Origin of the sequence: Sphingobium sp. JS3065 (assembly GCF_026427355.1) — a bacterium.
In the GTDB taxonomy this organism is placed as follows: domain Bacteria; phylum Pseudomonadota; class Alphaproteobacteria; order Sphingomonadales; family Sphingomonadaceae; genus Sphingobium.
In genome coordinates this window covers 657918-682937 of record NZ_CP102664.1, presented here as the reverse complement: position 1 = coordinate 682937, position 25020 = coordinate 657918, and the positions used below count along the sequence as shown (strand labels likewise).

Sequence of the window (25020 nt, the reverse complement as noted above, 5' to 3'; positions counted from 1 at the left end):
GAGATGCAAGCTCAGTTCATCGCCAGGATCATGTTCCGCACCTGCGGATAGACCTGCTTTTCCCATTTGCTGCCGGAAAACACGCCATAATGGCCGACGCCGGGTTGAAGGTGATGGCGCTTCAGATGCGGACGCAGGCCCGTGCAGAGCGCATGGGCGGCCGCCGTCTGGCCCACGGCGCAGACATCGTCCTTCTCGCCCTCTACGGTCAGCAGCGCGGTGTTGCGGATGGCGCCCGGATTGACCACACGCCCGCGATAGGTGAGTTCGCCCTTGGCCAGCAGGGTCCGCTGGAACACCTTCTCCACGGTTTCGAGGTAGAATTCCGCCGTCATGTCCAGCACGGCGAAATATTCCTCATAGAAGGTCTTGATCCGGTCGGCCTCGACCTTCTTGCCGTCGGCCAGCAGTTGATAGAGTTCGCGATGCGCCGCGCCATGCCGGTCCATGTTCATCGACATGAAGGCGGAAAGCTGGAGGAAGCCGGGATAGACCCGCCGCCCTCTACCCGCATAGCGCATCGGCACCATGCTGATCAGATTTTCCTCGAACCACTTGATCGATCGGTCGTTGGCGAGTTCGTTGACAACCGTGGGCGCCGCGCGCGTATCGATCGGCCCGCCCATCAGCGTCATGGAACGCGGGGTCGCCGGATCCTTGTCCTCCGCCATGATCGACACCGCCGCCATCGCCGGAACGCAGGGCTGGCACACCGACACCAGATGCGATCCCGGCCCCATTTCCTGCATGAAGGTCATGATATAGTCGACATAATCGTCGAAACCGAAACGCCCGGCGCTGAGCGGCACGTCGCGGGCATTTTTCCAGTCGGTGATATAGACGTCATGGTCGCGCAGCAGGGTCTGGACGGTGTTCCGCAGCAGGGTCGCGAAATGGCCGGACATGGGCGCCACCACCAGCACCCTGGGCTGGGCGGTCTCCACATCGTCCTTCACGAAGTGCAGCAGATTGCCGAACGGCAGGTCCAGCGCCACCTCTTCCCGCACGGCGACCTCCGCATTGCCGCTGCGGACCTGCGTTATGCCATAGGCCGGGCGGCGATGCGTCAGCTTTGCGCCCTGGAACACATCCATCAGGGCGAACATGCGGCGGGGCATGGCCCAATCCGCGGCAGGCCCCATCCTGTCCTTGAGCGAAAGAGCGATCTGAGCACCGAAGCGCGCGGGAGCCATCATGTCGTTCCAGGCCTGATAGCCGCTATATAACATCATCATTTTGCTCAAAAACGTCCTACGCTCGGCCGGGACTGATTCGGTCCGCTGCAATGCCGTTATACAGCTTTTTCATATTGCACCGCATCATGATTGATGAAACACTGGAACCAAGTGGGAGGATTGCTATGGCCGACGCGGAATTGACCATTTCCAGCAAGACTTATTCTTCCTGGTCCCTGCGCGGATGGCTCCTGTGCCGTCTGGCGGGCCTGAAGGTCATCGAAAAGACGATTGCGCTGAATGATCCTGAAAACAGGGCGGAATTGCTGCTCCTGTCCCCTTCCGTGCTGGTGCCCCGGCTGACCCATGAAGGGGCGAGCGTCTGGGATACGCTCGCAATTGCGGAATATCTGCATGAGCTTTATCCGCATGCCGGACTTTATCCGGCGGACCGGATCGCCCGCGCCCATTGCCGGTCGGTTTCGGGGGAGATTCACTCCGGCTTCATCAACCTGCGTTCCGCCCTGCCCATGAACCTGAAGGTCAGGCATGAAAAATTCCCGGTCTTTTCAGGCGCCAGGCAGGACATAGAGCGGATCGAGGAAATCTGGACCGAATGCCTGAACGCCTATGGCGGTCCCTGGCTGTTCGGGGAGCAGCCGACCGTGGCCGATGCGATGTTCGCGCCAGTGGCGCAGCGTTTCCTGACCTATGCGGTGGCGCTGTCGGCCAAATCCGCCGCCTATTGCAACTGGAGCAACGATTGGGATCTGATGCGCGAGTGGATCGACGCGGCGCGCAAGGAGAAGGATGAGGTCGAGGAACTGGAAGTCGAGTTTTAGGCTGTATCGACATTCAGCCCTGACGGCCTGCAAATGGCGGTTCTTCGCGCTTCCGGTGCTCACCTACTTTTAGTACGCTGCGCTCCGGGTCACGAAAAACCACCATTTTACCTTTGGTGGCCTTCGGCTCGCCTCGTCATCTTCGATACAGCCTAGATTTCCAGCCCCGCCAGCCATTCGGCGATCATGGCGCGACCGGCGGCGACGGCGCCGGGACCATGATCGACATGGTCCTGCCGCAGGGCGATGCCGCATTGCTTCGCTATATCGAGATCGGCCCAGAAATGAGTCAGCCAGTCCTCGAAACGCGGGTCTTCACCCATTTCCGCGTGGAATTGCAACGCGAGCAGATTACGCCCGCGGCGAAAGGCCTGATGCGCATAATCTTCGGTCGAGGCGAGCAGGTCTACGCCCGGCGGCAGGTCGAACGTGTCGCTGTGCCAATGCAGAACCGGCACGTCCTGCAAATGCCGAAGCGGAGAATCGGCCCCTGCCCCGTTCAACGCGACCGGCGCGAAGCCCAGTTCCATGCAGCCGCCGGGATAGACGCGCGCGCCCAGGGCCGCGGCGATCATCTGGCTGCCCAGACAGACGCCGAGCGTCGGCAGATCCTGCTCCAACCGGGCGGCGAGCTTTTCGATCTGGAGCGGAATCCAGGGATGGATGTCATGTTCGTAAACGCCCATCGGGCCGCCCATCATGATCAGCAGGTCCGGCGTGCAGAGGTCGACATCGGCAAAGTCCGGGCTGGCGACGTCGATCCGCTCGATCGCATAGCCTGCGGCCTCGATCGGCTGGAGATAACCCGCCGCTCCTTCGCGCGGCACATGACGGACGATCAGCGCTTTTTTCATCTCTACCAACTTGGTAGCCAAATGGATCGCCGGCCGCTACCCCAGCCTTTCTTGGCTTTGCGAAATAATGGCTATGGGCGCGCGGCGCGGCGGATGCGCCAGAGCGCCACGAAGCCCACGCCGCTCCAGATGATGTTCAGCACCATCGAGGGGATGGCGCCGTGCCACCCGGTGTTGAGGACAAAGAAGGCCGCGCCCAGCGCGTTCATCCATTGGAAGGCGGCCGATGCCCCCGACAGGCGGCCGGTGGACACGAGGACATAGGCGCACAAAACGAGGATCGCGCCAAGCCACCCCATGAATTCGACGAAGATGGTCATTACGCCCTCCCCCCTTTTCCATGCCTGACACGCCATAGGGCAAAAAGGGCCCCCTCCTCGCGGAGAGAGCCCCTTTTGCGTTCAGCATGTCAGCCGATCAAGCGGCCAGCTTGCGCAGCACGTACTGGAGGATGCCGCCGTTCAGGAAATATTCCAGTTCGTTGACGGTATCGATGCGGCACAGCGCGGTGAAGGTGAAGGTCGAGCCGTCGGCGCGCTTCACGATCACGTCCACATCCTGGCGGGGCTTGAAGCCGGAGACATTCTGGATGGTGAAGGTCTCGTCGCCCGTCAGGCCCAGCGTGTCCTTGTTCTGGCCGTCCTTGAACTGAAGCGGCAGCACGCCCATGCCGACCAGGTTGGAGCGGTGGATACGCTCGAAGCTTTCGACGATGACCGAGCGGACGCCCAACAGGTTGGTGCCCTTCGCCGCCCAGTCGCGCGACGATCCGGTGCCATATTCCTTGCCGCCGATGACGACCAGCGGCGTGCCGTCGGCCTTGTGCTTCATCGCCGCATCGTAGATCGGCAGGACTTCGCCTTCATAGCGGGTCATGCCGCCCTCGACGCCATCCAGCATCAGATTCTTGATGCGGATGTTGGCGAAGGTGCCGCGCATCATGACTTCGTGGTGACCGCGGCGGGCGCCGTAGCTGTTATAGTCGGCCTGGGCGACCTGATGCTCGCTCAGCCATTTGCCTGCGGGCGAAGTCGCCTTGATCGAACCGGCGGGCGAAATGTGGTCGGTGGTGATCGAGTCGCCGAAGATCGCCAGCGGCTTCGCCTCGATGATGTCGGTGACTGGCGCCGGGGTCATGGTCAGCCCCTCGAAATAGGGCGGGTTGGCGACATAGGTCGAACCGGCGCGCCAGCTATAGGTGTCGGATCCGGTGACGTCGATCGCCTGCCAGTGCGCGTCGCCCTTGTAGACATTGGCGTAGCGCGCCTGGAACATCGGGCGGTCCATGCAGCCGGCCATGGTCGAGGCGACTTCGTCGTTGGTGGGCCAGATGTCCTTCAGATACACGTCCTGACCATCGGTGCCCTGGCCGATCGGGGTGGTGATGAAATCCTCGATCACCGTGCCCTTGAGGGCGTAGGCCACGACCAGCGGCGGGCTGGCGAGGAAGTTGGCGCGCACGTCGGGCGACACGCGGCCTTCGAAGTTGCGGTTGCCGGAGATCACGGCGGCGGCGACCAGGCCGTTTTCGTTGATCGCCCTGCTGATCGGTTCGGCCAGCGGGCCGGAGTTGCCGATGCAGGTGGTGCAGCCATAGCCGACCAGGTTGAAGCCGACGGCGTCGAGATGCGACTGAAGCCCGGCCTTTTCCAGATAGTCGGTGACGACCTGCGAACCCGGCGCGAGCGAGGTCTTGACCCAGGGCTTGGGCTTCAGGCCCAGTTCGTTCGCCTTCTTGGCGACCAGGCCGGCGGCGACCAGAACGCCGGGGTTCGACGTGTTGGTGCAGCTCGTGATCGCGGCGATGGTGACGTCGCCGTCGCCAATGTCGAAATCCTTGCCCTCGACCGGAACGCGCTGCTGCGCCTTCTTGTAGACGTTCGCCATGTCGGCGTTGAACACGTCATCGACTTCCGGCAGCGCGACGCGGTCCTGCGGACGCTTGGGACCGGCGAGGCTGGGGACCACGGTGGCGAGGTCCAGTTCCAGCGTGTCGGTGAAGACCAGATCGGCGTTCGGGTCGATCCAGAAGCCCTGCTCCTTCGCATAGGCTTCGACCAGCGCGATATTCTCTTCGGTGCGGCCGGTGAGGCGCATATAATCCAGCGTCTTGTCGTCGATGCCGAAGAAGCCGCAGGTCGCGCCATATTCCGGCGCCATATTGGCCAGCGTCGCGCGGTCGGCCAGCGACAGCGAAGCGAGGCCGGGGCCGAAATATTCGACGAAGCGGCCGACCACGCCCTTGGCGCGCAGCATCTGCGTAGCGGTCAGCACCAGGTCGGTGGCGGTCACGCCTTCCTTCAGTTCGCCGATCAGCTTGAAGCCGACGACTTCGGGGATGAGCATGGAAACGGGCTGGCCCAGCATCGCGGCCTCGGCCTCGATACCGCCCACGCCCCAGCCAAGGACGCCCAGGCCGTTGATCATGGTGGTGTGGCTGTCGGTGCCGACGCAGGTGTCGGGATAGGCGACGGTGACGCCGTCAGGGCCTTCGCTCGACCACACGGCCTGCGCGATATTTTCCAGGTTCACCTGATGGCAGATGCCGGTGCCCGGCGGCACGGCGTAGAAATTGGCGAGCGACTTAGAACCCCATTTCAGGAAGTCGTAGCGCTCCATATTGCGCTGATATTCGATTTCCACATTCTGTTCGAACGCCTTGGGCGTGCCGAATTCGTCGACCATGACCGAGTGGTCGATGACGAGGTGGACGGGAACCTGCGGGTTGATCTTGCTGGCGTCGGCGCCCAGCGCGTTCATCGCGTCGCGCATGGCGGCCAGGTCGACGACGCAGGGAACGCCGGTGAAGTCCTGCAACAGCACGCGGGCGGGACGATACTGGATTTCGCGCTCGGCCTTGCCCTTGTCATTCTGCCAGTCGACGATCGCCTTCACGTCGTCGGTGGTGACGGTCACGCCATCCTCGAAGCGGAGCAGGTTTTCCAGCAGCACCTTCATCGAGAAGGGCAGGCGCGAAACGTCGCCCAGCTTCGCAGCGGCCTTCTTCAGCGAATAATAGGCGATGTCCTTGCCGCCGACCTTCAAAGTGTCGCGCGTGCCGAGTGTGTCCTGTCCGATGGCGGTCATGAGTCGTGCGTCTCCTCGCAGTGCCCCGACCATGCGGAGGCAGGATGACGCAGTTCCACCAGAGGCTCGCCGGACGGCGAAAAAGGACCGGACGGCAAGGTGGCGGGATGCGCCCCAACTCATGGCCGAAGCGGATATGTCCCGATGCGCGCCGCCATAGCGCCTGCGCGCCCCAAGTCAAATGCGAAGGCGCGAAAATGGGACGGTTCCGCGAATCTTTCTTGTAGACGCGGTCATCCGGCGCGGGATACATTGGCCTGCAGCCGCGTTCCGATGCAAGGAGCGGGTTCCGCAGAGATGATAAAAGGGTCGCTCGCTCTGACGTTCGTCGTTGCATCCATGTTGATGTGAAGTTCGGGGGTATTTCCGATTTTTGCGTCGATGCCGTGATATGTGTCTGAGGAGGAAGAGACGATGCGCCCTGTGTCCAGCCTCGCGACCGGCAAGTCTTTTGACCCGGCCTTAAGGGGTTACATCATTCATTATCATCCGGGGGAAGCCAATCATTGCCCCAGTTGCGGCCGCAGCCAGTGGATGGTGGGCCGGTTGATGGCGGAATGCGCCTATTGCGAAACCGCGCTTCCGCTGGAAAACAACCGGGGTTTCGGGGCCTGTGCGCGTTTTGTGAGCACGCATGACGTCATGACGTCCTACGGGCCTCGCGACTCGACCAACCCCTGACTGCCGCGGCCTGGTCAGGCAGCGGCTACGCCTTCCACTTCCACTATGCCGTCCCCGGCATAATAGCCCTGCACGCGCACCCGTTTTTCGACATGATCGACGGGCACGCGCAGCAGCACCAGGCGGAAACTGCCGCCCAGATCGCGCTGGAGCAGAAATCCGGCCTCGTCCCGTATCAAACGCCCGGTTTCGTTCACTCCAGCGCCAATCTCGTCCATGTCGTCAATCTATCGCATTCTTGATGCCCTTGCCAGCCAGGAGGCCGAGGACGAGGAAGATCACGAACAGCGCAATCGCCAGTACGAACAGGAATTTGGCGATGCCGACAAACGTGCCCGCCATGCCGCCGAAGCCCAATATGGCAAGTACGGCGGCAATCACGAGCGAAATGATGGCCAGACGGATCATGCGATATTCCTTTCATTGAAAGAGCTGCATTTTCAACGGCTGATAGGGCGGCGGGTTCCGGCTTTTCCACGGGAAGGGCGTTTTGCGAAGTTGCGATGCGAAGCGATCAAAACCAGAAACGCGCACCCATCACGAAGCTGGTCGCGGACGCCCCCTCCCCCTGCGCGCGGGCGAAGCGGGCGCTGTCCCCCAGCTTCCGTTCCCAATTCACCCCGATATAAGGCGCGAACTCGCGCGCAACCTCATAGCGCAGCCGCAGGCCCAGTTCGATACCGGAGAGACCCGATCCAATCCCCAGTTCCGGCACATCCTGCGCGGCGATATCGACCTCCGCCGCCGGTTGCAGGATCAGGCGCTGGGTGATGCGCTGGTCATAGCTGGCCTCCAGCCGCAGATGGGCATCGCCCTTGTCGGACAGGAAAGCCTGCGCGCCCACCTCGAACCAATAGGGTGCAAGCCCCTCTAGCCCGGCCACCGCATAGGTGCGTTGCGGACCTGGCCGGATATCATGGCGGACCCCCGCCTCCAGATTGAACCAGGGATTGATCGCCCGGCTGTAGAGCGCCTGGACCTCTGCATGCTCCAGGGGGCCGTCGATCGCACCCTCCCCCCGGCTCTTGAAGGCGAAGCGGTCGATATCGCCGCCGATCCAGCCTTCGCCTTCCCAATGATAGCCGTCCGCGCCCCCGCCCCGCCGATATTCCAGCCGGTCGAGCATGAGCCGGGAGAAGGTCATGCCGCCGCTTTCCTTCAGCAGGGCGGCGCGGGAGCGGGCCATTTCGGCGGCGCTGTAAAAGGCTTCGGCGGCATGGTCGGCCGGGACCGGCGGCGGAGTTTCCCGATTGGCGGCTGGCTGGCCGTGGCCGGCATGGGGATCGGCGGAAGGCGCCTGCTGCGCCGCCTCCATGGCGCCATGATCCATATGGCTATGGTCCATCTCCTGCGCGGGAGCGGGAACCGGCAGGGAAAACAGCAGAAAAGCGGCGGCGCGGGCGGGCATCTTCATGCGCCCCCTCCGCCATGCCCCTCAGGCCCGTCATGCCGTACGGTGACGACGCGCATCATCCCCGCATGCATGTGCATCAGCATGTGGCAGTGAAACGCCCAGTCCCCCAGCGCGTCGGCGGTAAGGTCGAAGCTCAGCTTCCCGCCCGGCAGGACATTCACCGTATGCTTGCGGGGGGCATGCGCGCCCGCGCCGTTCACCAGTTCGAAGAAATGGCCGTGCAGATGGATCGGATGCGGCATCATCGTGTCGTTGATCAGGTTCACCCGCACCCGCTCCCCATGGCGGAAGGGGATGGGTTCGGCCCCATCGGACAGCTTCACCCCGTCGAAGGACCACATATAGCGCTCCATATTCGCGGTCAGGTGAATGTCCAGCATGCGCGTGGGCGCGCGGAAGTCCCTATCGGGTTCGAGCGATTTCAGGTCCGCATAGGTCAGCACCCGATGATCGACGGTCTCCAGCCCCGTGGGCCGGTCGGCGGTTCGATCCGTCGGCATGGGCGAAAGGGTCGCCACCCCCGGCCCCATCTTCACCTGGGGCGCGACGGAGGGATCGCGCATCTTCATCTTATGGCCCGCCATGCCTTCATGGCCGGTGGCGCCGTGGCCGGACATGTCCATGCCCATGTCCTTCATGCCCAGCAGCGGCCTTTGACGTAGCGCAGGCACCGCCGCCGCCATCCCGATTTGCGGCGCCAAAGTCGCCCGAACCAGCCCCGACCGGTCGATCGCCTCCGCGATCAGCCCATAGGCCCTGGCCTCTGCCGGCTGCACCACCACATCATAGGTTTCGGCGATGCCGATCTGGAATTCGTCCGTCTCGACCGGCTGCACATTCTGGCCGTCGCACTGCACCACCGTCATCGGCAGTCCCGGCAGCCGCACATTGAAATTGGTCATGGCCGAAGCGTTGATGATCCGCAGCCGAACGCGCTCGCCCGGCGTGAAGAGTCCGGTCCAGTTTTCCGCAGTGCCATGGCCGTTGACGAGGAAGCTGTAGGTCGACCCGGTGACGTCGGAAATATCGGTGGGGTCCATCCGCATCGCCCCCCATGCGAGGCGATCCTTCCCGCGCTGGTCCTTTCCCGCCAACTGCCCGGCCAGCGTCTGTTTCTGCATGTTGAAATAGCCGCCCATCTGCTTGAGTCGTTTCAGCAGCAGATGCGGATGCACCGGGCTCCAGTCAGAGAGCAGGATCACATGTTCGCGGTCGCTATGTACCGGATCGCGCCCGGCGGGGTCGATCACGATCGGGCCATAATGGCCCATCGCCTCCTGCATCCCGGAATGGCTGTGATACCAGTAAGTCCCGGACTGGCGGACCGGAAATTCATAGGTGAAGGTCTCGCCCGGCCCGATGCCCGGAAAGCTGACCCCCGGCACCCCGTCCATCTGGAAAGGCACGATCAGGCCATGCCAATGGACCGACGTATCTTCCTTGAGATGGTTGGTGACGGACAGGCGGACATTCTGCCCTTCCTTCAGGCGGATGAGCGGCGCGGGCAGCGTCCCGTTGACCGTCACCGCATGGGCCGAACGCCCGCCGGTCGAGAAATGACTCTCCCCCACGGTCAGCGCGATCGCTTCGCCGCTCAGCACGCCGGGCGCGGGGGAAAGTCCCGCCGTCCCGCTTCGCGCCCAGGAAGGGAAAGCCCTGCCCAGCGCCAGAGCGCCACCAAGGCCGCCCAGGCCCTGGATGAGGCGGCGGCGGTCGATTTCAGGAAAGCGAATGGACATCCTCCCGGCGGCCTTCAGACCCAGCCTTCCAGCACCTGATTGGGTGGCCGGTGCCCGTCCACCCAGCTTCGGATATTGGCGATCACCCGCGCCCCGGCGGCGTCGCGCCCCTCGAATGTCGCGGACCCCATGTGCGGCAGCAGCACGACATTGGAGAGGTCGAACAACCGGGAGTCGATCGCAGGCTCATGGGTGTAGACGTCGAGGCCCGCCCCGGCAATCCGCCCTTCGGCCAGCGCCGCGATCAGCGCAGGCTCGTCCGTGATCTCGGCCCGGGAGGTGTTGATCAGATAGGCGTCGGGCCGCATCAGCGCGATCCGACGCGCGTCGATCATGCCCCGGCTGTCGGCGTTGAGCGGACAGTGGATGGAAACGATGTCGCTTTCCCTGAGCAGCATGTCCAGATCGCCATGCCAATGCGCCTGCAATTCCTGCTCCACTTCGAAGGGCAGGCGGTGGCGGTTGTGATAGGCGATGGAAAGGCCGAAGGCGACGGCGCGGCGGGCGACGGCGCGGCCGATCCGCCCCATGCCGATGATGCCCAGCTTCTTGCCGCCGATGCGATGGCCCAGCATGCCCGACGGACTCCAGCCGGTCCAGGCGCCGGAACGCACCAGCTTTTCCCCCTCCGCCAGGCGGCGCGGGACGGACAGGATCAGCGCCATGGTCATGTCGGCAGTGTCTTCCGTCAGCACGCCGGGCGTGTTGGTGACGATGATCCCCTTCCGCCGCGCGGCGCCAAGGTCGATATGGTCGACGCCGCTGCCGAAGCTGGCGATCAGTTGGAGCCGATCCGGCGCGGCATCGATCAGGGCGGCGTCCAACTGGTCGGTGACGGCGGGCACCAGCACGTCGCACTGCGCCATGGCGCGGGTCAGCGCGGCCCGGTCCATCGGCACGTCGCCGATGTTGAAGACGGTGTCGAACAGGTCGGCCATGCGCGCCTCGACATTGGGAGGCAGGCGGCGCGTGACGATGACGCGCGGCTTGGCGGGGCGCGGTTTCTTGGCCATATCCGGCCGCTATTCCCCGTAAGCGCGATGGTCAAGCGCTTATCCATATGGGCCAAGAGAGCGGTTGTCGGTCATGGGCGCGAGCGGCTATGGTCGCGGCAACAATGATGGGGATATTATGGGCATGAAGGGCTATCTGGGCGCGGGCATCGTCGCGGCGGCTTGCTGGGCGAGCGGGGCGTGGGCCGCGCCCGCGAAGCCGGTGCCCTATTGGGCTTCGCTGACGCAGGAGGAGGCCCGGATGCGCGTCGGCCCCAGCCTGGATTACCCGTCCAACTGGGTCTATCGCCGCCGCGACCTGCCGGTGAAGGTGGTGCAGGTGCTGGGCCTGTGGCGCAAGGTGGAGGATTCGACCGGCGCCCAGAGGCTGGATGCATGTCCGGCTGTTGAGCGACACGCCCACCGCCATCGTCACCGCCGACGTCGCGCCGATGCGCGCCTCCCCCGGCGAGGATGCCCGCCCCCTCTTCCGCGCCCAGAAGGGCGTGGTGGGGCGGCTGGCCTCCTGCCGCAAGGGCTGGTGCGCCTTCGACGTGGGGGGGCAGAGGGGCTTCATCCGCGCGAGCGACATTTGGGGGGCGACGCAGTAACGCCGCCGCTCAGGCCTCTTCCTCCCCGAAGCGGTCGCTGTGCATCAGCCGCTTCACCAGCGGCGCCAGCGCCATGACGACCAGGCCCGCGCCGACCGACCACCAGCCGATCCGGCTATAAACCGCCAGCACGTCGTCGCGGGACGCCACCCCGCCCTCCCCGCCCGTGGCCGCGGCGATCAGCCCGGCGGCATATTCGCCCAGCGCCATGGCCAGGAACCAGATGCCCATCATCAGGCCGAGCATCCGCGACGGCGCCAGTTTCGACATGGCGGAAAGGCCGACCGGCGACAGGCAGAGTTCGCCCAGCGTGTGGCAGAGATAGAGCAGGAAGATGAACAGCACCGGCGTCAGCGTGCCGGGCGCGCCGGTCCCCGCCACCAGGATCAGGAAACCCGCGCCGACCAGCGCCAGCGCGACGCCGAACTTGGCGGGGGTGGATGGTTCCCATCCCCGCTTCGCCAGCCATATCCACAGGCCCGCGAGAACGGGTCCGAACATCAATATATAGGCGGCGTTGACCGACTGAAACATCGACGCCGGGACGTTGAAGCCCCCTATGTTCCGGTCGGCAAAGCGATCCGTGAACAGGCTGAGCGACGATCCGGTCTGCTCGTACAGGCCCCAGAAGATCGGATTGACGACCAGCAGGAACAGCGCCGCCAGCATCCGGTCCCGCCCGATCCGCTGCATCCGGCCAAAGGCTTCCCAGAGGATGTACAGCACCACTGCCAGGCTGGCCGCCGCCAGCATCCAGCCGACGATCACATGGCTCTGGATCAGGAACCAGCACAGCCCGATCGACGCCAGGCTGGACAGATAGACCAGCCATTCGCGGCTGACGATGCCGCCGACGCGCTGTTTCAGATGGTCGGGATCGCGGGGTTCGCCCTTGCCCTGCAACATCGGCTTGCACAGCATGAAGCCGATGACGCCCACGATCATGCCCACCGACGCCGCGCCGAAACCCCAGTGCCAGCCCCATGTCTGGCCCAGATAGCCGCAGATGACCGGACCCATGGTCGCACCCAGGTTGATGCCCATGTAGAAGATCGTATAGGCCGGGTCGCGCCGCATGTCGTCACGCGGATAAAGCTGGCCCACCAGCGCCGACACGCTGGATTTCAGGAACCCCGTGCCGGTGATCACCGTCGCCAGGCCAAGCCAGAAGAGGCCCAGGCCCATGGCCCCCGCATCGTCGCTTTCCAGGCCCAGCACGATATGCCCGATGGCGATCACGATGCCGCCGAACAGCACCGCCTTTCGCTGGCCCAGATAACGGTCCGCCAGATATCCGCCCATCAGGGGCGAGATATAGATCAGCGACATATAGGCGCCGTAAGCGTAGCTGGCGTCGCGGTCGGAAAAGAGGAAATGCTGCGTCAGGTAGAAGATCAGCAGCGCGCGCATGCCGTAATAGGAGAAGCGTTCCCACATCTCCACGAAGAACAGCAGGAACAGCCCGCGGGGATGGCCGATCCAGCTTTTTTCGGCCGGGGCGGTCGTTGAAACAGAGGTCGCCATTCAGGCCCTTTATCCTATCTTGTTGGGAGAGCGGCAAACGCCCGTGACAGCGCTCCACCTAAAGCCGAAATTATTCATCTGTCAAAGGAGGACGACACCCTTGCGTCCCGGCGGCGGGGGAGCCATCTGGAACGCCATGTTCAATGACCGCAGCTCTCCGCTCTCGCTTCTTCAGACCCGCCGATCCGGCAAGCCCCGCGACCTGATCGCGCCAGGCCCGGACGAAGGCCAGCTCCGCACGATATTGGAGGTCGCGCAGCGCACGCCCGACCATGGCAAGCTGTCGCCGTGGCGTTTCGTGATCGTGCCGCCGGAGAAGCGCGAGACGCTCGCTTCGTTGCTGGAGACCGCCTATCGCGCGGAGAAACCCGATGCGGGCCGACTGGAAATAGAGGCGATGCACCAGTTCGCGCATCAGGCCCCCGCGCTGGTCGTCGCGCTTTCCGCGCCGGTGGAGGACAGCAAGATTCCCCTGTGGGAACAGCAATTGTCGGCGGGCGCGGCGATCATGAACCTGCTTCATGCGACCCATGCTCTGGGGTTTGCGGGCGGGTGGCTGACCGGCTGGCCCAGCTATAATGAGGATGTGCGGGCCGCCTTCGCAAGCGGCAGGGAGCGGATCGCGGGCTTCGTCTTCATCGGCACGCCGGGCAAGGAGCAGGAGGAACGGCCCCGGCCAGAATATGACAATATCGTTTCCATCTGGGATAGATAATTTCATGACTGGCGTGGCGTCGCGCAAGAGCATGGCTTGACCTGCAACGCTGTATTATGGCACTGATGCACCATGGCCGACGACTCCAAACCCGTCTATCTCCGCTTGCGAGAGATCATCGCCGCTTCGATTCTGGACGGTGAATTTCGCGATGGCGACATGCTCCCTTCGGTGCGTGCTTTGGCCGCGCAACAAGGCGCCAACCCGCTGACGGTGGCCAAGGCCTATCAATGTTTTCAGGATGACGGGCTGGTCGCGGTGAAGCGCGGCGTCGGCATGTTCGTCGCCGACGGCGCGACGCGGCGGCTGCGGGACATGGAGCGGGCGCGGTTCATGGATACGGTCTGGCCGCCGGTGGCGGAGCAGATCAGGCGGCTGGGGATCAGCGCGGCGGATCTGGATTTGCAGCGGGTTTAGGATTGCGCGGCGTCGCTCGCCCGGTGGCCCACACGGCCTGGGTCGAAGGTCCGACCTGGGCTGCGTTTCGGGTTAATCCGACAGCCCCCTCAATTCTGCAATCGATATTGCTTCAACAGATCATAGAGCGTCGGCCGGCTGATCCCCAGCATCTTCGCCGCGCCTGATATATTTCCGTCCGTCCGCGCAATCGCCCGGCGGATGGCGCGGCGGTCGGCGGCTTCCCGCGCCGCCTTCAGATTCACCACATCGCCCCCTTCGGCGCGATCCCCATCCAGATCGAGGTCGGCGGCGGTGACATGCTTGCCGTCGGCCATGATGACGGCGCGTTTCATCCGGTTTTCCAGTTCGCGCACATTGCCGGGCCAGCCCCAGACGTCCAGCGCCGCCAGCGCATCCGGCGCAAGGCCCTTGACCTGCGGGTTCATGTCCTTGGCGAAGCGGTTGAGGAAATGCCGCGCCAGCAGCGCGGGATCGCCGGGCCGTTCCCTGAGCGCGGGGATGCGCACCACGATCTCTGCCAGCCGGTAATAAAGATCTTCGCGGAAGCTGCCCGCCGCGATCATCTCCTCCAGATTCTGGTGCGTGGCGCACACGATCCGCGTATCGACCGCAATGGGCTGCCGCCCGCCGATCCGCTCGATCACCCGCTCCTGCAGGAAGCGCAGCAGCTTCACCTGCAACGCCAGTGGAATGTCGCCCACTTCGTCCAGGAACAGCGTACCGCCCTGCGCCTGCTCGATCTTGCCTGGGGTGGTCTTGATCGCCCCGGTGAAGGCGCCCTTTTCATGTCCGAACAGTTCCGCTTCCAGCAGCGTTTCGGGGATCGCCGCGCAATTGATCGCGACGAAGGCCCCCTCCCGGCGCGGACTGGCGTCATGCAGGCCCTGCGCCAGCAATTCCTTGCCCGTGCCGCTCGCGCCCAGCAGCAGGACGGATACGTCCGCCGCCGCCACACGCTCTATGGTGCGGGCGACCTTCATCATTTCCGGCGCGGCGGTGATCAGCCGCCCCAGCACCCGCCCGCCTTCCGGCGCGGTTTCGGCCAGCCGGGCATTCTCCCGCTCCAGCGCATGGACGTGGAAGGCACGGCGGACGATCAGCCCCAATTCATCGATGTCGACCGGCTTCTGGTAGAAATCATAGGCGCCGCCCGAAATGGCATGGAGCGCACTTTCCCGCGCGCCATGGCCGGACGCGACGATGACCTTCGTGTCCGGCTTGATGCGCAGGATTTCCTCCAGCGTGGCAAAGCCCTCGCTGGTGCCGTCCGGATCGGGCGGCAGGCCCAGGTCCAGCGTCACGACGTCCGGCGCCTGTTCGCGCAGCATGTCGATCGCCTCCTCGCGGTCGCCCGCGATGAAAAGCTGATATTCCTCATAGGCCCAGCGCAATTGCCGCTGAAGTCCCGGATCATCCTCCACAATCAGCAATTTCGGTCGCATGTCGCTCATCAGGCGGCCTTCCCCCCAAATTCTTCCCCAGAGGCCAAAGGCAGGCGCAGCGTGAAGCGGCTCCCGACCCCCGGCTTGCTCTCCACGTCGATCCGGCCGCCCATCGCCTGGGCCAGCGCCCGCGCCTCGAACGCGCCGATGCCGAAACCGCCTGCCTTGCTGGACGAAAAGGGCTTGAACAATTCACGGCGGATGAATTCGGCGGTCATCCCCCGACCCTGATCGATCACGTCCAGCAGCGCGCAACCGTCATCGGCGGACAAGCACAATTCCACCGACCTGTCAGGCGCGCTGGCGTCGATGGCGTTCTGAAGGAGGTGGATCACGATCTGTTCGACCCGCGCCGGATCGGCCAGAACCGGAGGCGGATCGCCCGCCACCAGTATCGCATGCTGGCGCGAGCGAGATCGCGCGACCTGCTCCACCACATCGCGCAGCGACATCGGGCGGGGTTCTTCCGCCCTGCCCTTGTTATGCTGCGACAGGCGGGCGAGCATGTCGTTCATCTTGCCCACGGACTCCTTCAGCGTCAGCACCATGTCGGCCCGGAAGTCCGGATTGTCGGCATGCCGTTCCGCATTGCGGGCGAGCAGCGAAAGCTGGCTCACCAGATTCTTCACGTCATGAATGATGAAGGCGAAGCGGCGGTTGAACTCATCGAACCGCTGGGCGTCGTCCAGCGCCTGCTGCCCCTGCGCCTCGCTCAGATAGCTGGCGGCCTGCCGTCCGGCGGCGCGCAGCATGTCGAAATCCTCCCAATCCAGCCGCCGATCTATGGGCGGCCGGGCCAGCAGGATCGCGCCGATCAGCCGGCCGAAATGGATAAGCGGCACCAGCGCCCAGGCGCGGCGGTCGACGGTCATCCAGCCGGGCGCACTGACTTCTCCCGCGCCGCCGGGCGGCCGGTCGATGTCGATGATCCAGCCGCTCTGTTCGATCAGCGCGGCGAGCGGCGCGGGCACGACCGCGCCGTCGAGCATGTCCCCCGGCCAGTTCCACCGCGCCTCGAACGCCAGCGCGCCGTCCTCCGCCCGCAGCATCAGCACGGCGGCGGGGGATTCGGTGATGTCCGCCACCGCCTTCGCCACGCGCTCTCCCAACGGCAGGGCGTTGTCGCCGGGGCGGCCTATCGTGTCGCCGAAGCGCATCCATTCGGTGCGGTAGTCATAGCGGTGCTGGAAGAAATGCTTGGCCACCTGCACCTTCCAGAAGGCGCGCATCCGGCGGGAAGGCAGCAGCACCAGCGCACTGACCGCCATGAAGAAGACGCCGCCGATCTCGACCACGCGCGCATAGGGTCCGGCGACCAGTTCCACCACCACCGCCGCCGCCGCCAGCGCCACGACATAGAGCGCGACCGCCGCCAGCGAGAGCGACCGGAGCGTCAACGCGCGCGACAATTGCACCCGCCCGGCCACATCGTTGCGCATTCCCGCCGCGATCACCGGGGCCAGCAGCGCCATCATCGGTCCCCGCAGCGCATAAAGCTCATGCGCGCGGTCCATCGTGACCGAGGCGATGGCGTAGAGGGTGAAGTCATAGGTCCACATCGCCGCCAGCGCGCCCAGCAGCAGCGCCACCCGTCCCCGTTGCGGCGACGGCCAACTGATGTAGAGATGATGGACCAGCATCACGCTGCCGATCGCGGTCATCATGTGCAGCACCAGCGAGACATGGACGAGCGCGCGGTGCATGTCGCTGAGCGGAGACAATTGCCGCCAGATGAGGTCGGTGAAGGTCTGGAGCAGGATGATGCCCGCCACGGCGGCATAGACCGACCCGACCGCCACCAGCGATTCGCCCCGCGCCGCCCCGGTTCGCCGCAGCATGGCGAACAGCAGCAGCAGCCAGGCGGCGTTGCGGATATTCTCACCAATGCCGGTCAGCGGCTTGTCCACTCCGCCGAAGGAGACGTAGAGCGACCAGCAGGACGTCAGCAGCAGCGCGGCGGCCAGCAGGCGCCGTTCGGCGGCCTCTTCCCGGCGGCGCAGGACGAAGATGCCCAGCGCCGCGAACAGCACGGCGGCCAGGGCATGGCCCCAATCCCCGACGAATTGCAGCAGCGCGCTCACCGCGCGCCTTCGGGCCACAGAATGACCCGCAGCGTCTGGATCAGGATCAGCAGGTCGAGGAAGGGCGTGTAATTCTTGGCGTAATAAAGGTCATATTCCAGCTTGTTCCGGGCATCCTCTATCGACGCGCCATAGGGATAGTTGATCTGCGCCCAGCCGGTGATGCCGGGCTTCACCATATGCCGCTCCGCATAATAGCGCAGATGCTGCTCCAGATCCTCCACGAACTGGCGGCGTTCGGGGCGCGGGCCGACGAAGCTCATTTCGCCCTTCAGCACCGTCCAGGTCTGGGGCAGTTCGTCGATGCGCAGCTTGCGCAGCCAATATCCCAGGCGCGTGATGCGCGGATCGTCCTTTTCCGCCCACACCGCCTGGCCGGACAGTTCGGCATCCTGCCGCATGGTGCGCAGCTTCACGATCCAGAATTCCTCGCCGAACAGGCCGACTCGCTGCTGCCGGTAGAAAGCGGGGCCCTTGCTGTCGAGCTTCACCAGGATCGCGGCGAGCAGGATGACAGGACCGGTCAGCAGCAGCAGGATGGAACTGGCGACGATGTCGAACAGCCGCTTGGCGATGCTGGAAATCCGACGACCGGCGGAAAAGCCGTCGGAGAAGATCAGCCAGCTCGGATTCACGCTGTCCAGGTCGACGCGGCCCGTCTCCCGTTCCAGGAAGGTGGAGATTTCGTTCACATGGACGCCGGTGGTCTTGATGCGCAGCAGGTCGCCCAGCGGCAATGCGTTGCGCCGTTCCTCCAGCGCCAGCACCACCTCGCTCGCGGCCAGGCGGACCACGAAATCGGCCAGATTGTAGATGGCGCTGCGGTTGATCGCTTCGGGGATCACCTGCGCGCCGTCGTTCATCGCGATAAAGCCGACGATGAGGAAACCGGATCCCTTGCGCTGCTCGATCTCCCGGATGCGGGCGGCGCGATTGCCCGCGCCCAGCACGACCAGCCGCCGCTTGAACGCCTCGCCGCCCAGCATCGACCCCAGCAGCAGGCGGATCGCCAGCAGCAGGGCGATGGCCAGCCCCATGGCGTAGAGCGAATTGGACCGCCAGAGCGTGATGTCCGGCAGCAGGAAATGCATGACCGACAGGAACAGCACGCCCAGCGAGATCGCCACCAGCAGCCGCGCCAGCGCATAGCGGATCGATTGCAGCGATTCCGGGCCATAGACGCCGACCGCGATCATCGCCGTCTGGATCGCGATGCCAAAGCTGAGCAGCGGCCCGATGCGGGTCGCGACAGGGTCGACATCCATGCCGATCTGATGGGCGCGCAATATCCACCCGCCCTCGGCCGCGCCGATCAGCAGCATGGAATCCAGCAGCCCGAGCAGCAGCACCGCATGCGGCACATAATGTTTGAACAATCTTATCATTCGTCGCGCGTGTCCCGCTGCGCCCGGCGGGCGGATCATCGCCGGATCGCCTTACAGCGGCTGTAAGGAAATCCGACACCGCCAGGGACGATGCACGACAATCGCAAAGATTTTCTGAACGGGCCGCCCAGCAGGCCAGGATGGGAAAGCGGCCTTATGGTGCTGCGCGACTGCCCAGCACCCTTTCAATCATGATTTCGGAGCGTGTCCGCCGCATTCATCGCGGCGTCGCCCACCATTTGCGCCGCGCTGTCAGGTTTTTCGACCGCCTGCATCACGGCGTCGGCCGGACGGTCGTTCCGGTCCTTGGTCATGTAGAAAAAGCCGATCGCCAGCACCAGCGCCATGGCGACCAGAATGAAGATGATCAAGCTGCCGCGAGACCGGCCCGGTACGGAAGCGGGCTCGGAGGATTCATCCTTGCGACCTTCGTCCATGCTCCTTCTCCCGATCCTCAAATCCAGAGGTGGGGAGTATAACACAGATCATTCCAGGTCGGACTCGCTATCTTCGCTGGCTTCCCGGGCTTCGCGGCCCCGGCTCAAGCGGTCGACATCGTCCATGATCTCATCAAGGACCGGCGTCTCGCTGGTTTCCTGGCTGCGGCGGGAAGGCAATTCGCCATTTTCCAATATCTGCTCCAGGGCAGCGCGGCCGCGCGCGACGCGGCTCTTGATCGTGCCCACGGCGACGCCGCAGATATCGGCCGCCTCCTCATAGGCGAAGCCGCCCGCGCCGACCAGGATCAGCGCCTCCCGCTGCGGCTGCGGCAATTGCAGAAGGGCGCGCTGCATGTCGGACAGTTCGACATATTTGTCCTGTCCGGCAGGCGCGGCGAGCAGCCGGTCGGCCGCCAGATCGTCCCAGTCGCCCCGGAAACGGGAGCGGCGCATCTGCGAAAGATAATGATTGCGCAGGATGATGAAGGTCCACGCCCTCATATTGGTGCCCGCCTGGAAACGGCTGCGCGCGGCCCAGGCCTTCAACAGCGTTTCCTGCACCAGATCGTCCGCCACGTCGCGATTGCCCGACAGGGATCGGCCAAAGGCGCGCAGATGGGGGATCACGCCCGCCAGTTCACGCTTGAAATCCGAGTCGGAGAGAGTTTCACGCTCCCCATTCGGACTTACGCCGTCGCTCATGGAAACAACCCCCTCACCGGCTGTAGCCTTCGCTGCATGAACGGAAGTCGTCAAAGCCATATATGCGTCCGCATCCCAATATTTTTCTTCTCAAGGACCAATTGCCGCAACGGCATTCAATAACCCCACAATATCACGACCATCACGATGATCGCGAGCATCAGGGAAATGCCCAGAACATAGCGCACGATATGCGGCGTCGAGCCCGCGCGGGCTTTGTCGGTCGCGATGTGCTGCTCTTGTTCGGCCATGAGGTCTCTCCCGATCGTTACGCATCAATAACGCGAGCCGCGGACCGGGGTTCCCCTTTATCTGTCCCATTTTGGAAAAGCGGCGGCAACAATCAGGCGGGAGCCGTCGCCTCGTCGAAGAACAGCGCCTGGGAAATCGCCGCTTTCACCGTGGAACGCTGGAACGGCTTGGTGATGAGGAAGGTCGGTTCGGGCCGCTCGCCCGTCAGCAGACGCTCCGGAAAGGCGGTGATGAAGATCACGGGCACGGCGAATTCGGCGAGAATGTCCTTCACCGCGTCGATTCCGCTCGAATCGTCGGCAAGCTGTATGTCGGCCAGCACCAGGCCGGGCCGGTCCGCCATAGCCTCTCGCACCGCGTCTTCGCGGGTGACGGCGATCGCGGTCACCTCATGCCCCAGGTCGCGGACGATGGTTTCAATATCCATCGCGATGATCGGCTCATCCTCTATGATCAGCACCTTGGCGCGGGTCTGCGCCTCGATCTCGCTCAGCGCTTCCTTGACCAGCGCCTCCACATCGTCGCTCTCCAGACCGATCAGATAGCCGACATCGTCGACGGTGAATCCCTCCAGCGCGGTGAGCAGCAGGGCCTGACGCGGCAGCGGCGTCAGCCGGGCGAGCCGCGCTTGGGCGATCGCCTCCTGCCCGTCGGCGCCGGTCAGCACCGGCCCGTCTTCCAGATGGGAGGAGGACCAAATCGCATGGAAGGTCTTGTAAAGGCCAAGGCGCGGGTCGACCGCCGCCGGAAATTCGTCCGGCGCCGCCACGATCGCCTCCAGCGTGGCGCGGACATAGGCGTCGCCATGTGCCTGGCTGCCTGTCAGCGCGCGCGCATAACGACGCAGGAATGGAAGATGAGGGTGCAGTTGCTGACCAAGCGACATCTGTAAAAATTCTCCCCAGCCCATCGGGCGCCTTATTTCGAAACATTAGCCGGATCGGGAGGATGAATGGCCGATGCCGATGTGGCAAGCCCCTTCCCCCATTCCCGTCCCATCGCCGGTGATCGGCAGGGCCAGGCAAAAAATGCTTCGCGAAGGGAACCAACAAGCGGGAAATTTGTTTCACTGCCGTTCGGTTTTTTCGACAATCTTTGGGATTTTGTGATCTGATTTCCCAGACGTTGAATTGACGTCATAGGGGAAAGCCGCGAGAAGAGCAGGCTGGCATGACATTAATGGCTGCAGAGGGGCGTGTTTTGGTTGCTTCAACGACGGAACGGGATGTGACGGGAGGGGACAGCAAAGATGTCGGCACCAGCACTCCGGCTTCTGGCGTGAAGGGTGGAGCCGCCCGCAAGAAGCGCGTGTCTGCGGCGAAAGACGATGGCCAGGTGGCCAATGCCCTGCGCTCCGTCTATCAACGCGCGGTGGATGAGGATATTCCCGCCGAAATGCTCGACCTTCTCAGCAAGCTGGATTGACCCTCCCCCGATCGGTCAGGCCGGGACAAGCGGGAGAGGACGTAGCGGATTGCCTTCCCGGGAAAAGCAGCGCTTGATGTTCGACCTCAGCTAGATGGACAAGAGCCCCGCAACACCGCCTGTCGAAGGCATGCCCCTTCCTGCCGCCGGCCCCTTCATGCGCAGATTGAACGCCGTTTCGCATTCCACCGGCGTCAAGATGTTCCTCATCCTGACGCTGGCGCTGCTGCCGCTTGGCCTGATCGCGCTGGCCGCGTCGCTCCAGGCGATCCGCACGGCCGATCTGGAAAAGGAAGCCCTGCTGCGCGTCGCGGTCACGCAAAGCGCACGCAAATTATCGTCCGATCTGGCGTTCGACCGCACCGCCCTGCTGCTGACCGCCGACAGTTTCGCCACCTCCGGGCCGGACCCGGCCTTGTGCAAGCGCCTGTCGATGTTCCTGACGTCCCATGAGCGCGGCGGGGGCCGCCATTATATCTATGACAGGACAGGACGGATGCTCTGCGGTTCGCCCCTTCCGGAACCCGCGGGGCTGACGCCCTCGGCCCGGTTCGACGGCCCGCCCGCGCAATTGCTGCCCAACTCGCCCTATCTGGTCAGCCGGGCGCGAAGCGGCAATGGCGCGGTCGTGGCGATCGCTTATTATTCGCGCGACTATCTGGAGGCGATGACCAACCCGTCGGGCACGTTGCAGAACCGTCAGATCACGCTGCGCGACGGTCCCCACAGCATGGTCGTCACGCGGCCTGTCGACCCGCCGGGCGGGCGCGGCACCACGCTTTCGGCCCGGCTCGACCCACCCGACATCATCCTGTCCATGACGCTGCGCGATCCCCCGGTCACGGTCGCGCGCATGCTCTCGCTCTTCCTGCCGCTGGTGATGTGGTTCGCGGCGGCGGCCATTGGCTGGTTCGTGGTCAACCGCCTGCTGATCCGGCCCTTGGTGCTGCTGCGCCGGTCCGTGGCGGCCTATCAGCCCGGCGAGGTGCTGGAACCGGCGCGCCGCATCCGCACGCCCGCGCAGGAAATCGTGGCGCTGGGCGACACTTTCCGCGAGATCAGCGAGGATGTCGCCACCCATGAGGCGGAAATGGCGGAGGGGCTGGAAACGCAGCGCAAGCTGACGCGGGAAGTGCATCACCGGGTCAAGAACAACCTTCAGATCATCGCCAGCCTGATCAACCTGCATGCGCGATCCGCCCACGACGCCGAAGCGGTCGAGGCCTATGCGACCATCCAGCGGCGGGTGGACGCCCTTTCCGTCGTCCACCGCAACCATTATGCGGAGCTGGAGGAGCATCGCGGGGTCGGCGTCCGCTCCCTGATCAGCGAATTATCGGCCAGCCTGCGCAGCACCGCCCCAGCCGAAGCGCGCCGCTTCGGCATTCAGATCGACAGCGACAATCTGCATATCAGCCAGGATGTGGCGGTGCCCATCGCCTTCCTGCTGACGGAACTGGTGGAGCTTGCGATGTTGTCCAATCCGCGCACGGCGATGCGGATCGCCGTTGAGTTGGAGCCGGGCCGCACCGACCGCGCGGTGCTCCACATCCTCTCGCCCGCTTTGCGCGGATCGGCGGACATGACCGCCCGGCTGGAGGAGCGTTACGGACGGGTGCTTACCGGCCTGTCCCGGCAGTTGCGCGCGCCGCTGGAGCATGATCCCGAGACAGGCGATTATGCGATAGCGATCACGGTGCTGAAATAAGGGGCGTATGGGGTAAGGCGCGACCTGCGCATTTCCCCTCCACCAGCCTTCGGCTGGTTCCCCTCCCCATCTAACGATGGGGAGGATCAGGTTGGGCCGTCGTCAGGCGCGCTGATAATTTTTCCGGAAATCCGTCGCGAAATGCGCGAAACGTCCCTCCGCAATGCTGTCGCGCATTTCCTGCATCAGCGCCTGATAGAAATGGATGTTGTGCTGCGTCATCAGCATCGCGCCCAGCATCTCCCCCGCCTTCACCAGATGATGCAGATAGGCGCGGCTCCAGGTCGCGCAGACCGGACAGCCGCAGCGCGGATCGAGCGGCCCCATATCCTCGGCGAAGCGCGCATTGCGGATGTTGAGCGGCCCGGCCCAGGTAAAGGCCTGCCCGTTGCGCCCGCTGCGCGTCGGCAGCACGCAATCGAACATATCGATTCCCCGCTCCACCGCGCCGACTATGTCGTCGGGCTTGCCCACGCCCATCAGATAGCGCGGCTTGTCCGCCGGCAGCATGTCCGGCGCGAAATCGAGCGTGGCGAACATCGCCTCCTGCCCCTCGCCCACGGCCAGCCCGCCCACGGCATAGCCGTCGAAGCCGATCTCGATCAGCTTTTCCGCTGAAATCCGCCGCAACCCCTGGTCCAGCGATCCCTGCTGGATACCGAACAGGGCGGCGCGTTCGGCATGCTCCCCGCCCGCGTCGAAGCCGTCGCGCGAACGCTTGGCCCAGCGCATGGAGCGCTCCATGGACCTGGCCGCCTCGTCATGGGTGCAGCCATTTTTCGTGCACTCGTCGAAGGCCATGACGATGTCGCTGTCCAGCAGGCGCTGAATCTCCATCGACCGCTCCGGGGTCAGCATATGCTTCGACCCGTCGATATGGCTGGAAAAGGCGACGCCTTCCTCGCTCATCTTGGTCAGCGCGCTGAGGCTCATCACCTGATAGCCGCCGCTGTCGGTCAGGATCGGCCTGTCCCAGCCCATGAAGCCGTGCAGGCCGCCCAGCCGCGCCATGCGTTCCGCACCCGGACGCAGCATCAGATGATAGGTGTTGCCCAGGATGATGTCGGCGCCGGCGGCGCGCACCTCGGCGGGGCGCATCGCCTTGACCGTGGCGGCGGTGCCCACCGGCATGAAGGCGGGCGTGCGGATGTCGCCGCGGCGCATGCTTATCGCGCCGGTGCGGGCCTTGCCGTCGGTCGCGGCGATCGAAAAGGAAAAGCGGGGATTTGTCACGCTGCGCGCTGTAAGGTCGAAAGGCGCGCCAGACAAGGTCGCACAGGCGCGCTTCAGCCCTTCTTGCGCAGCCCGTCCAGCGCCACGATGGCGTCGATATTGAAGCCCTCTACCCGGCGGTAATTGCCGATGAAGCAAAGGCAATCCGCCGACAGGCTGAGCCGCCAGGCCTCACCTTGCATATCGTGCAGCAGCAGGGTCACAAGCTGCCTATCGTTCCGGGGCATGTTCATAAGCCCCACCGTAATTAATAAAGGTTAACAAAGGCCTGCCCCCAATTTGCGTCGGAACTCAAAAG

The 25020-nt window shown here is 64.4% G+C and carries 26 protein-coding genes and 1 pseudogene; 8 read left to right on the top strand and 19 right to left on the bottom strand.

The genetic code is table 11. The annotated features are described in order from the left end of the window. Positions 1-11: 11 nt before the first annotated feature. Entirely contained in the window at positions 12-1235 is a 1224-nt protein-coding gene (locus NUH86_RS03335) for a polyhydroxyalkanoate depolymerase (protein WP_267251265.1), read from the bottom strand. 125 nt (positions 1236-1360) lie between these two features. Between NUH86_RS03335 and NUH86_RS03330 the strand changes: the two genes are divergently transcribed. Further along, on the top strand, positions 1361-2017 hold the full coding sequence (locus tag NUH86_RS03330; RefSeq protein WP_267251264.1) for a glutathione S-transferase: 657 nt from the start codon (positions 1361-1363) through the stop codon (positions 2015-2017). A 152-nt stretch (positions 2018-2169) separates the two neighbouring features. On the opposite strand, the gene NUH86_RS03325 is transcribed toward NUH86_RS03330, so the two are convergent. The 3 genes from NUH86_RS03325 to acnA all read right to left on the bottom strand — a co-directional run bounded on the left by NUH86_RS03325 (position 2170) and on the right by acnA (position 5958). Next, positions 2170-2871, bottom strand: coding sequence for a glutamine amidotransferase (locus NUH86_RS03325; RefSeq protein ID WP_267252022.1), 702 nt, complete (start codon positions 2869-2871; stop codon positions 2170-2172). A gap of 71 nt (positions 2872-2942) precedes the next feature. Then, the gene (locus NUH86_RS03320; protein WP_267251263.1) at positions 2943-3191 is read right to left on the bottom strand and encodes a CBU_0592 family membrane protein; all 249 of its coding nucleotides are present in this window, start codon (positions 3189-3191) and stop codon (positions 2943-2945) included. A gap of 97 nt (positions 3192-3288) precedes the next feature. Beyond that, on the bottom strand, positions 3289-5958 hold the full coding sequence (gene acnA / locus NUH86_RS03315) for an aconitate hydratase AcnA (protein WP_267251262.1): 2670 nt from the start codon (positions 5956-5958) through the stop codon (positions 3289-3291). Between the two features lie 414 nt (positions 5959-6372). Between acnA and NUH86_RS03310 the strand changes: the two genes are divergently transcribed. Further along, positions 6373-6639, top strand: a complete 267-nt coding sequence (locus NUH86_RS03310) for a hypothetical protein (RefSeq protein ID WP_267251261.1) — start codon at positions 6373-6375, stop codon at positions 6637-6639. A gap of 14 nt (positions 6640-6653) precedes the next feature. On the opposite strand, the gene NUH86_RS03305 is transcribed toward NUH86_RS03310, so the two are convergent. The 5 genes from NUH86_RS03305 to NUH86_RS03285 all read right to left on the bottom strand — a co-directional run bounded on the left by NUH86_RS03305 (position 6654) and on the right by NUH86_RS03285 (position 10805). After that, positions 6654-6857 carry a DUF5818 domain-containing protein gene (locus NUH86_RS03305; protein WP_267251260.1) on the bottom strand — a complete coding sequence of 68 codons (204 nt, stop codon included), beginning with the start codon at positions 6855-6857 and terminating at the stop codon, positions 6654-6656. 4 nt (positions 6858-6861) lie between these two features. Continuing rightward, positions 6862-7047, bottom strand: coding sequence for a DUF1328 domain-containing protein (locus tag NUH86_RS03300; RefSeq protein ID WP_267251259.1), 186 nt, complete (start codon positions 7045-7047; stop codon positions 6862-6864). Between the two features lie 106 nt (positions 7048-7153). Continuing rightward, positions 7154-8053, bottom strand: coding sequence for a copper resistance protein B (locus tag NUH86_RS03295; protein ID WP_267251258.1), 900 nt, complete (start codon positions 8051-8053; stop codon positions 7154-7156). Next, the gene (locus tag NUH86_RS03290; RefSeq protein ID WP_267251257.1) at positions 8050-9792 is read right to left on the bottom strand and encodes a copper resistance system multicopper oxidase; all 1743 of its coding nucleotides are present in this window, start codon (positions 9790-9792) and stop codon (positions 8050-8052) included. The genes NUH86_RS03295 and NUH86_RS03290 overlap by 4 nt, the downstream gene beginning before the upstream one ends. A 14-nt stretch (positions 9793-9806) precedes the next feature. Continuing rightward, positions 9807-10805 carry a 2-hydroxyacid dehydrogenase gene (locus tag NUH86_RS03285; protein ID WP_267251256.1) on the bottom strand — a complete coding sequence of 333 codons (999 nt, stop codon included), beginning with the start codon at positions 10803-10805 and terminating at the stop codon, positions 9807-9809. 118 nt (positions 10806-10923) lie between these two features. Between NUH86_RS03285 and NUH86_RS03280 the strand changes: the two are divergent. Beyond that, positions 10924-11395: pseudogene (locus NUH86_RS03280) on the top strand (SH3 domain-containing protein). 9 nt (positions 11396-11404) lie between these two features. Here the strand turns inward: NUH86_RS03280 and NUH86_RS03275 are convergent. Continuing rightward, complete coding sequence (locus tag NUH86_RS03275) at positions 11405-12919, bottom strand: peptide MFS transporter (RefSeq protein ID WP_267251255.1); 1515 nt, start codon at positions 12917-12919, stop codon at positions 11405-11407. Positions 12920-13055: 136 nt separating this feature from the next. Here NUH86_RS03275 and NUH86_RS03270 point away from each other — a divergent pair, with 136 nt between their 5' ends. Together NUH86_RS03270 and NUH86_RS03265 are read left to right on the top strand one after the other, a co-directional pair. Then, positions 13056-13634, top strand: coding sequence for a nitroreductase (locus NUH86_RS03270; protein WP_267252021.1), 579 nt, complete (start codon positions 13056-13058; stop codon positions 13632-13634). Positions 13635-13706: 72 nt separating this feature from the next. Continuing rightward, entirely contained in the window at positions 13707-14051 is a 345-nt protein-coding gene (locus NUH86_RS03265; RefSeq protein ID WP_267251254.1) for a GntR family transcriptional regulator, read from the top strand. A gap of 89 nt (positions 14052-14140) precedes the next feature. On the opposite strand, the gene prsR is transcribed toward NUH86_RS03265, so the two are convergent. The 7 genes from prsR to NUH86_RS03230 all read right to left on the bottom strand — a co-directional run bounded on the left by prsR (position 14141) and on the right by NUH86_RS03230 (position 21242). Next, complete coding sequence (gene prsR / locus NUH86_RS03260) at positions 14141-15505, bottom strand: PEP-CTERM-box response regulator transcription factor (protein WP_267251253.1); 1365 nt, start codon at positions 15503-15505, stop codon at positions 14141-14143. Next, entirely contained in the window at positions 15505-17577 is a 2073-nt protein-coding gene (prsK, locus tag NUH86_RS03255) for an XrtA/PEP-CTERM system histidine kinase PrsK (RefSeq protein ID WP_267251252.1), read from the bottom strand. Before prsK ends, prsR begins: the two co-directional genes overlap by 1 nt. Beyond that, a complete protein-coding gene (locus tag NUH86_RS03250) occupies positions 17574-18962 on the bottom strand; it encodes a TIGR03013 family XrtA/PEP-CTERM system glycosyltransferase (RefSeq protein WP_267251251.1) in 1389 nt (462 codons plus the stop codon). The genes prsK and NUH86_RS03250 overlap by 4 nt, the downstream gene beginning before the upstream one ends. Positions 18963-19147: 185 nt before the next feature. After that, complete coding sequence (locus NUH86_RS03245) at positions 19148-19399, bottom strand: hypothetical protein (protein ID WP_267251250.1); 252 nt, start codon at positions 19397-19399, stop codon at positions 19148-19150. A 48-nt stretch (positions 19400-19447) separates the two neighbouring features. Next, a complete protein-coding gene (locus NUH86_RS03240; RefSeq protein ID WP_267251249.1) occupies positions 19448-20104 on the bottom strand; it encodes a sigma-70 family RNA polymerase sigma factor in 657 nt (218 codons plus the stop codon). 116 nt (positions 20105-20220) lie between these two features. Continuing rightward, a complete protein-coding gene (locus tag NUH86_RS03235) occupies positions 20221-20355 on the bottom strand; it encodes a hypothetical protein (RefSeq protein WP_267251248.1) in 135 nt (44 codons plus the stop codon). 92 nt (positions 20356-20447) lie between these two features. Then, complete coding sequence (locus tag NUH86_RS03230) at positions 20448-21242, bottom strand: response regulator (protein ID WP_267251247.1); 795 nt, start codon at positions 21240-21242, stop codon at positions 20448-20450. A 66-nt stretch (positions 21243-21308) separates the two neighbouring features. Here NUH86_RS03230 and NUH86_RS03225 point away from each other — a divergent pair, with 66 nt between their 5' ends. The 3 genes from NUH86_RS03225 to NUH86_RS03215 all read left to right on the top strand — a co-directional run bounded on the left by NUH86_RS03225 (position 21309) and on the right by NUH86_RS03215 (position 23489). After that, positions 21309-21470, top strand: coding sequence for a hypothetical protein (locus NUH86_RS03225; protein WP_267251246.1), 162 nt, complete (start codon positions 21309-21311; stop codon positions 21468-21470). An 86-nt stretch (positions 21471-21556) separates the two neighbouring features. Further along, a complete protein-coding gene (locus tag NUH86_RS03220; protein WP_267251245.1) occupies positions 21557-21781 on the top strand; it encodes a NepR family anti-sigma factor in 225 nt (74 codons plus the stop codon). Positions 21782-21938: 157 nt separating this feature from the next. Further along, positions 21939-23489 (top strand): sensor histidine kinase, encoded by a 1551-nt coding sequence (locus tag NUH86_RS03215; RefSeq protein ID WP_267251244.1) that lies wholly within the window; start codon positions 21939-21941, stop codon positions 23487-23489. A 102-nt stretch (positions 23490-23591) separates the two neighbouring features. Here the strand turns inward: NUH86_RS03215 and tgt are convergent, their stop codons facing one another. Then, the gene (gene tgt, locus NUH86_RS03210) at positions 23592-24722 is read right to left on the bottom strand and encodes a tRNA guanosine(34) transglycosylase Tgt (protein WP_267251243.1); all 1131 of its coding nucleotides are present in this window, start codon (positions 24720-24722) and stop codon (positions 23592-23594) included. Between the two features lie 53 nt (positions 24723-24775). After that, positions 24776-24955, bottom strand: a complete 180-nt coding sequence (locus NUH86_RS03205; protein WP_267251242.1) for a hypothetical protein — start codon at positions 24953-24955, stop codon at positions 24776-24778. Between the last annotated feature and the right edge of the window lie 65 nt (positions 24956-25020).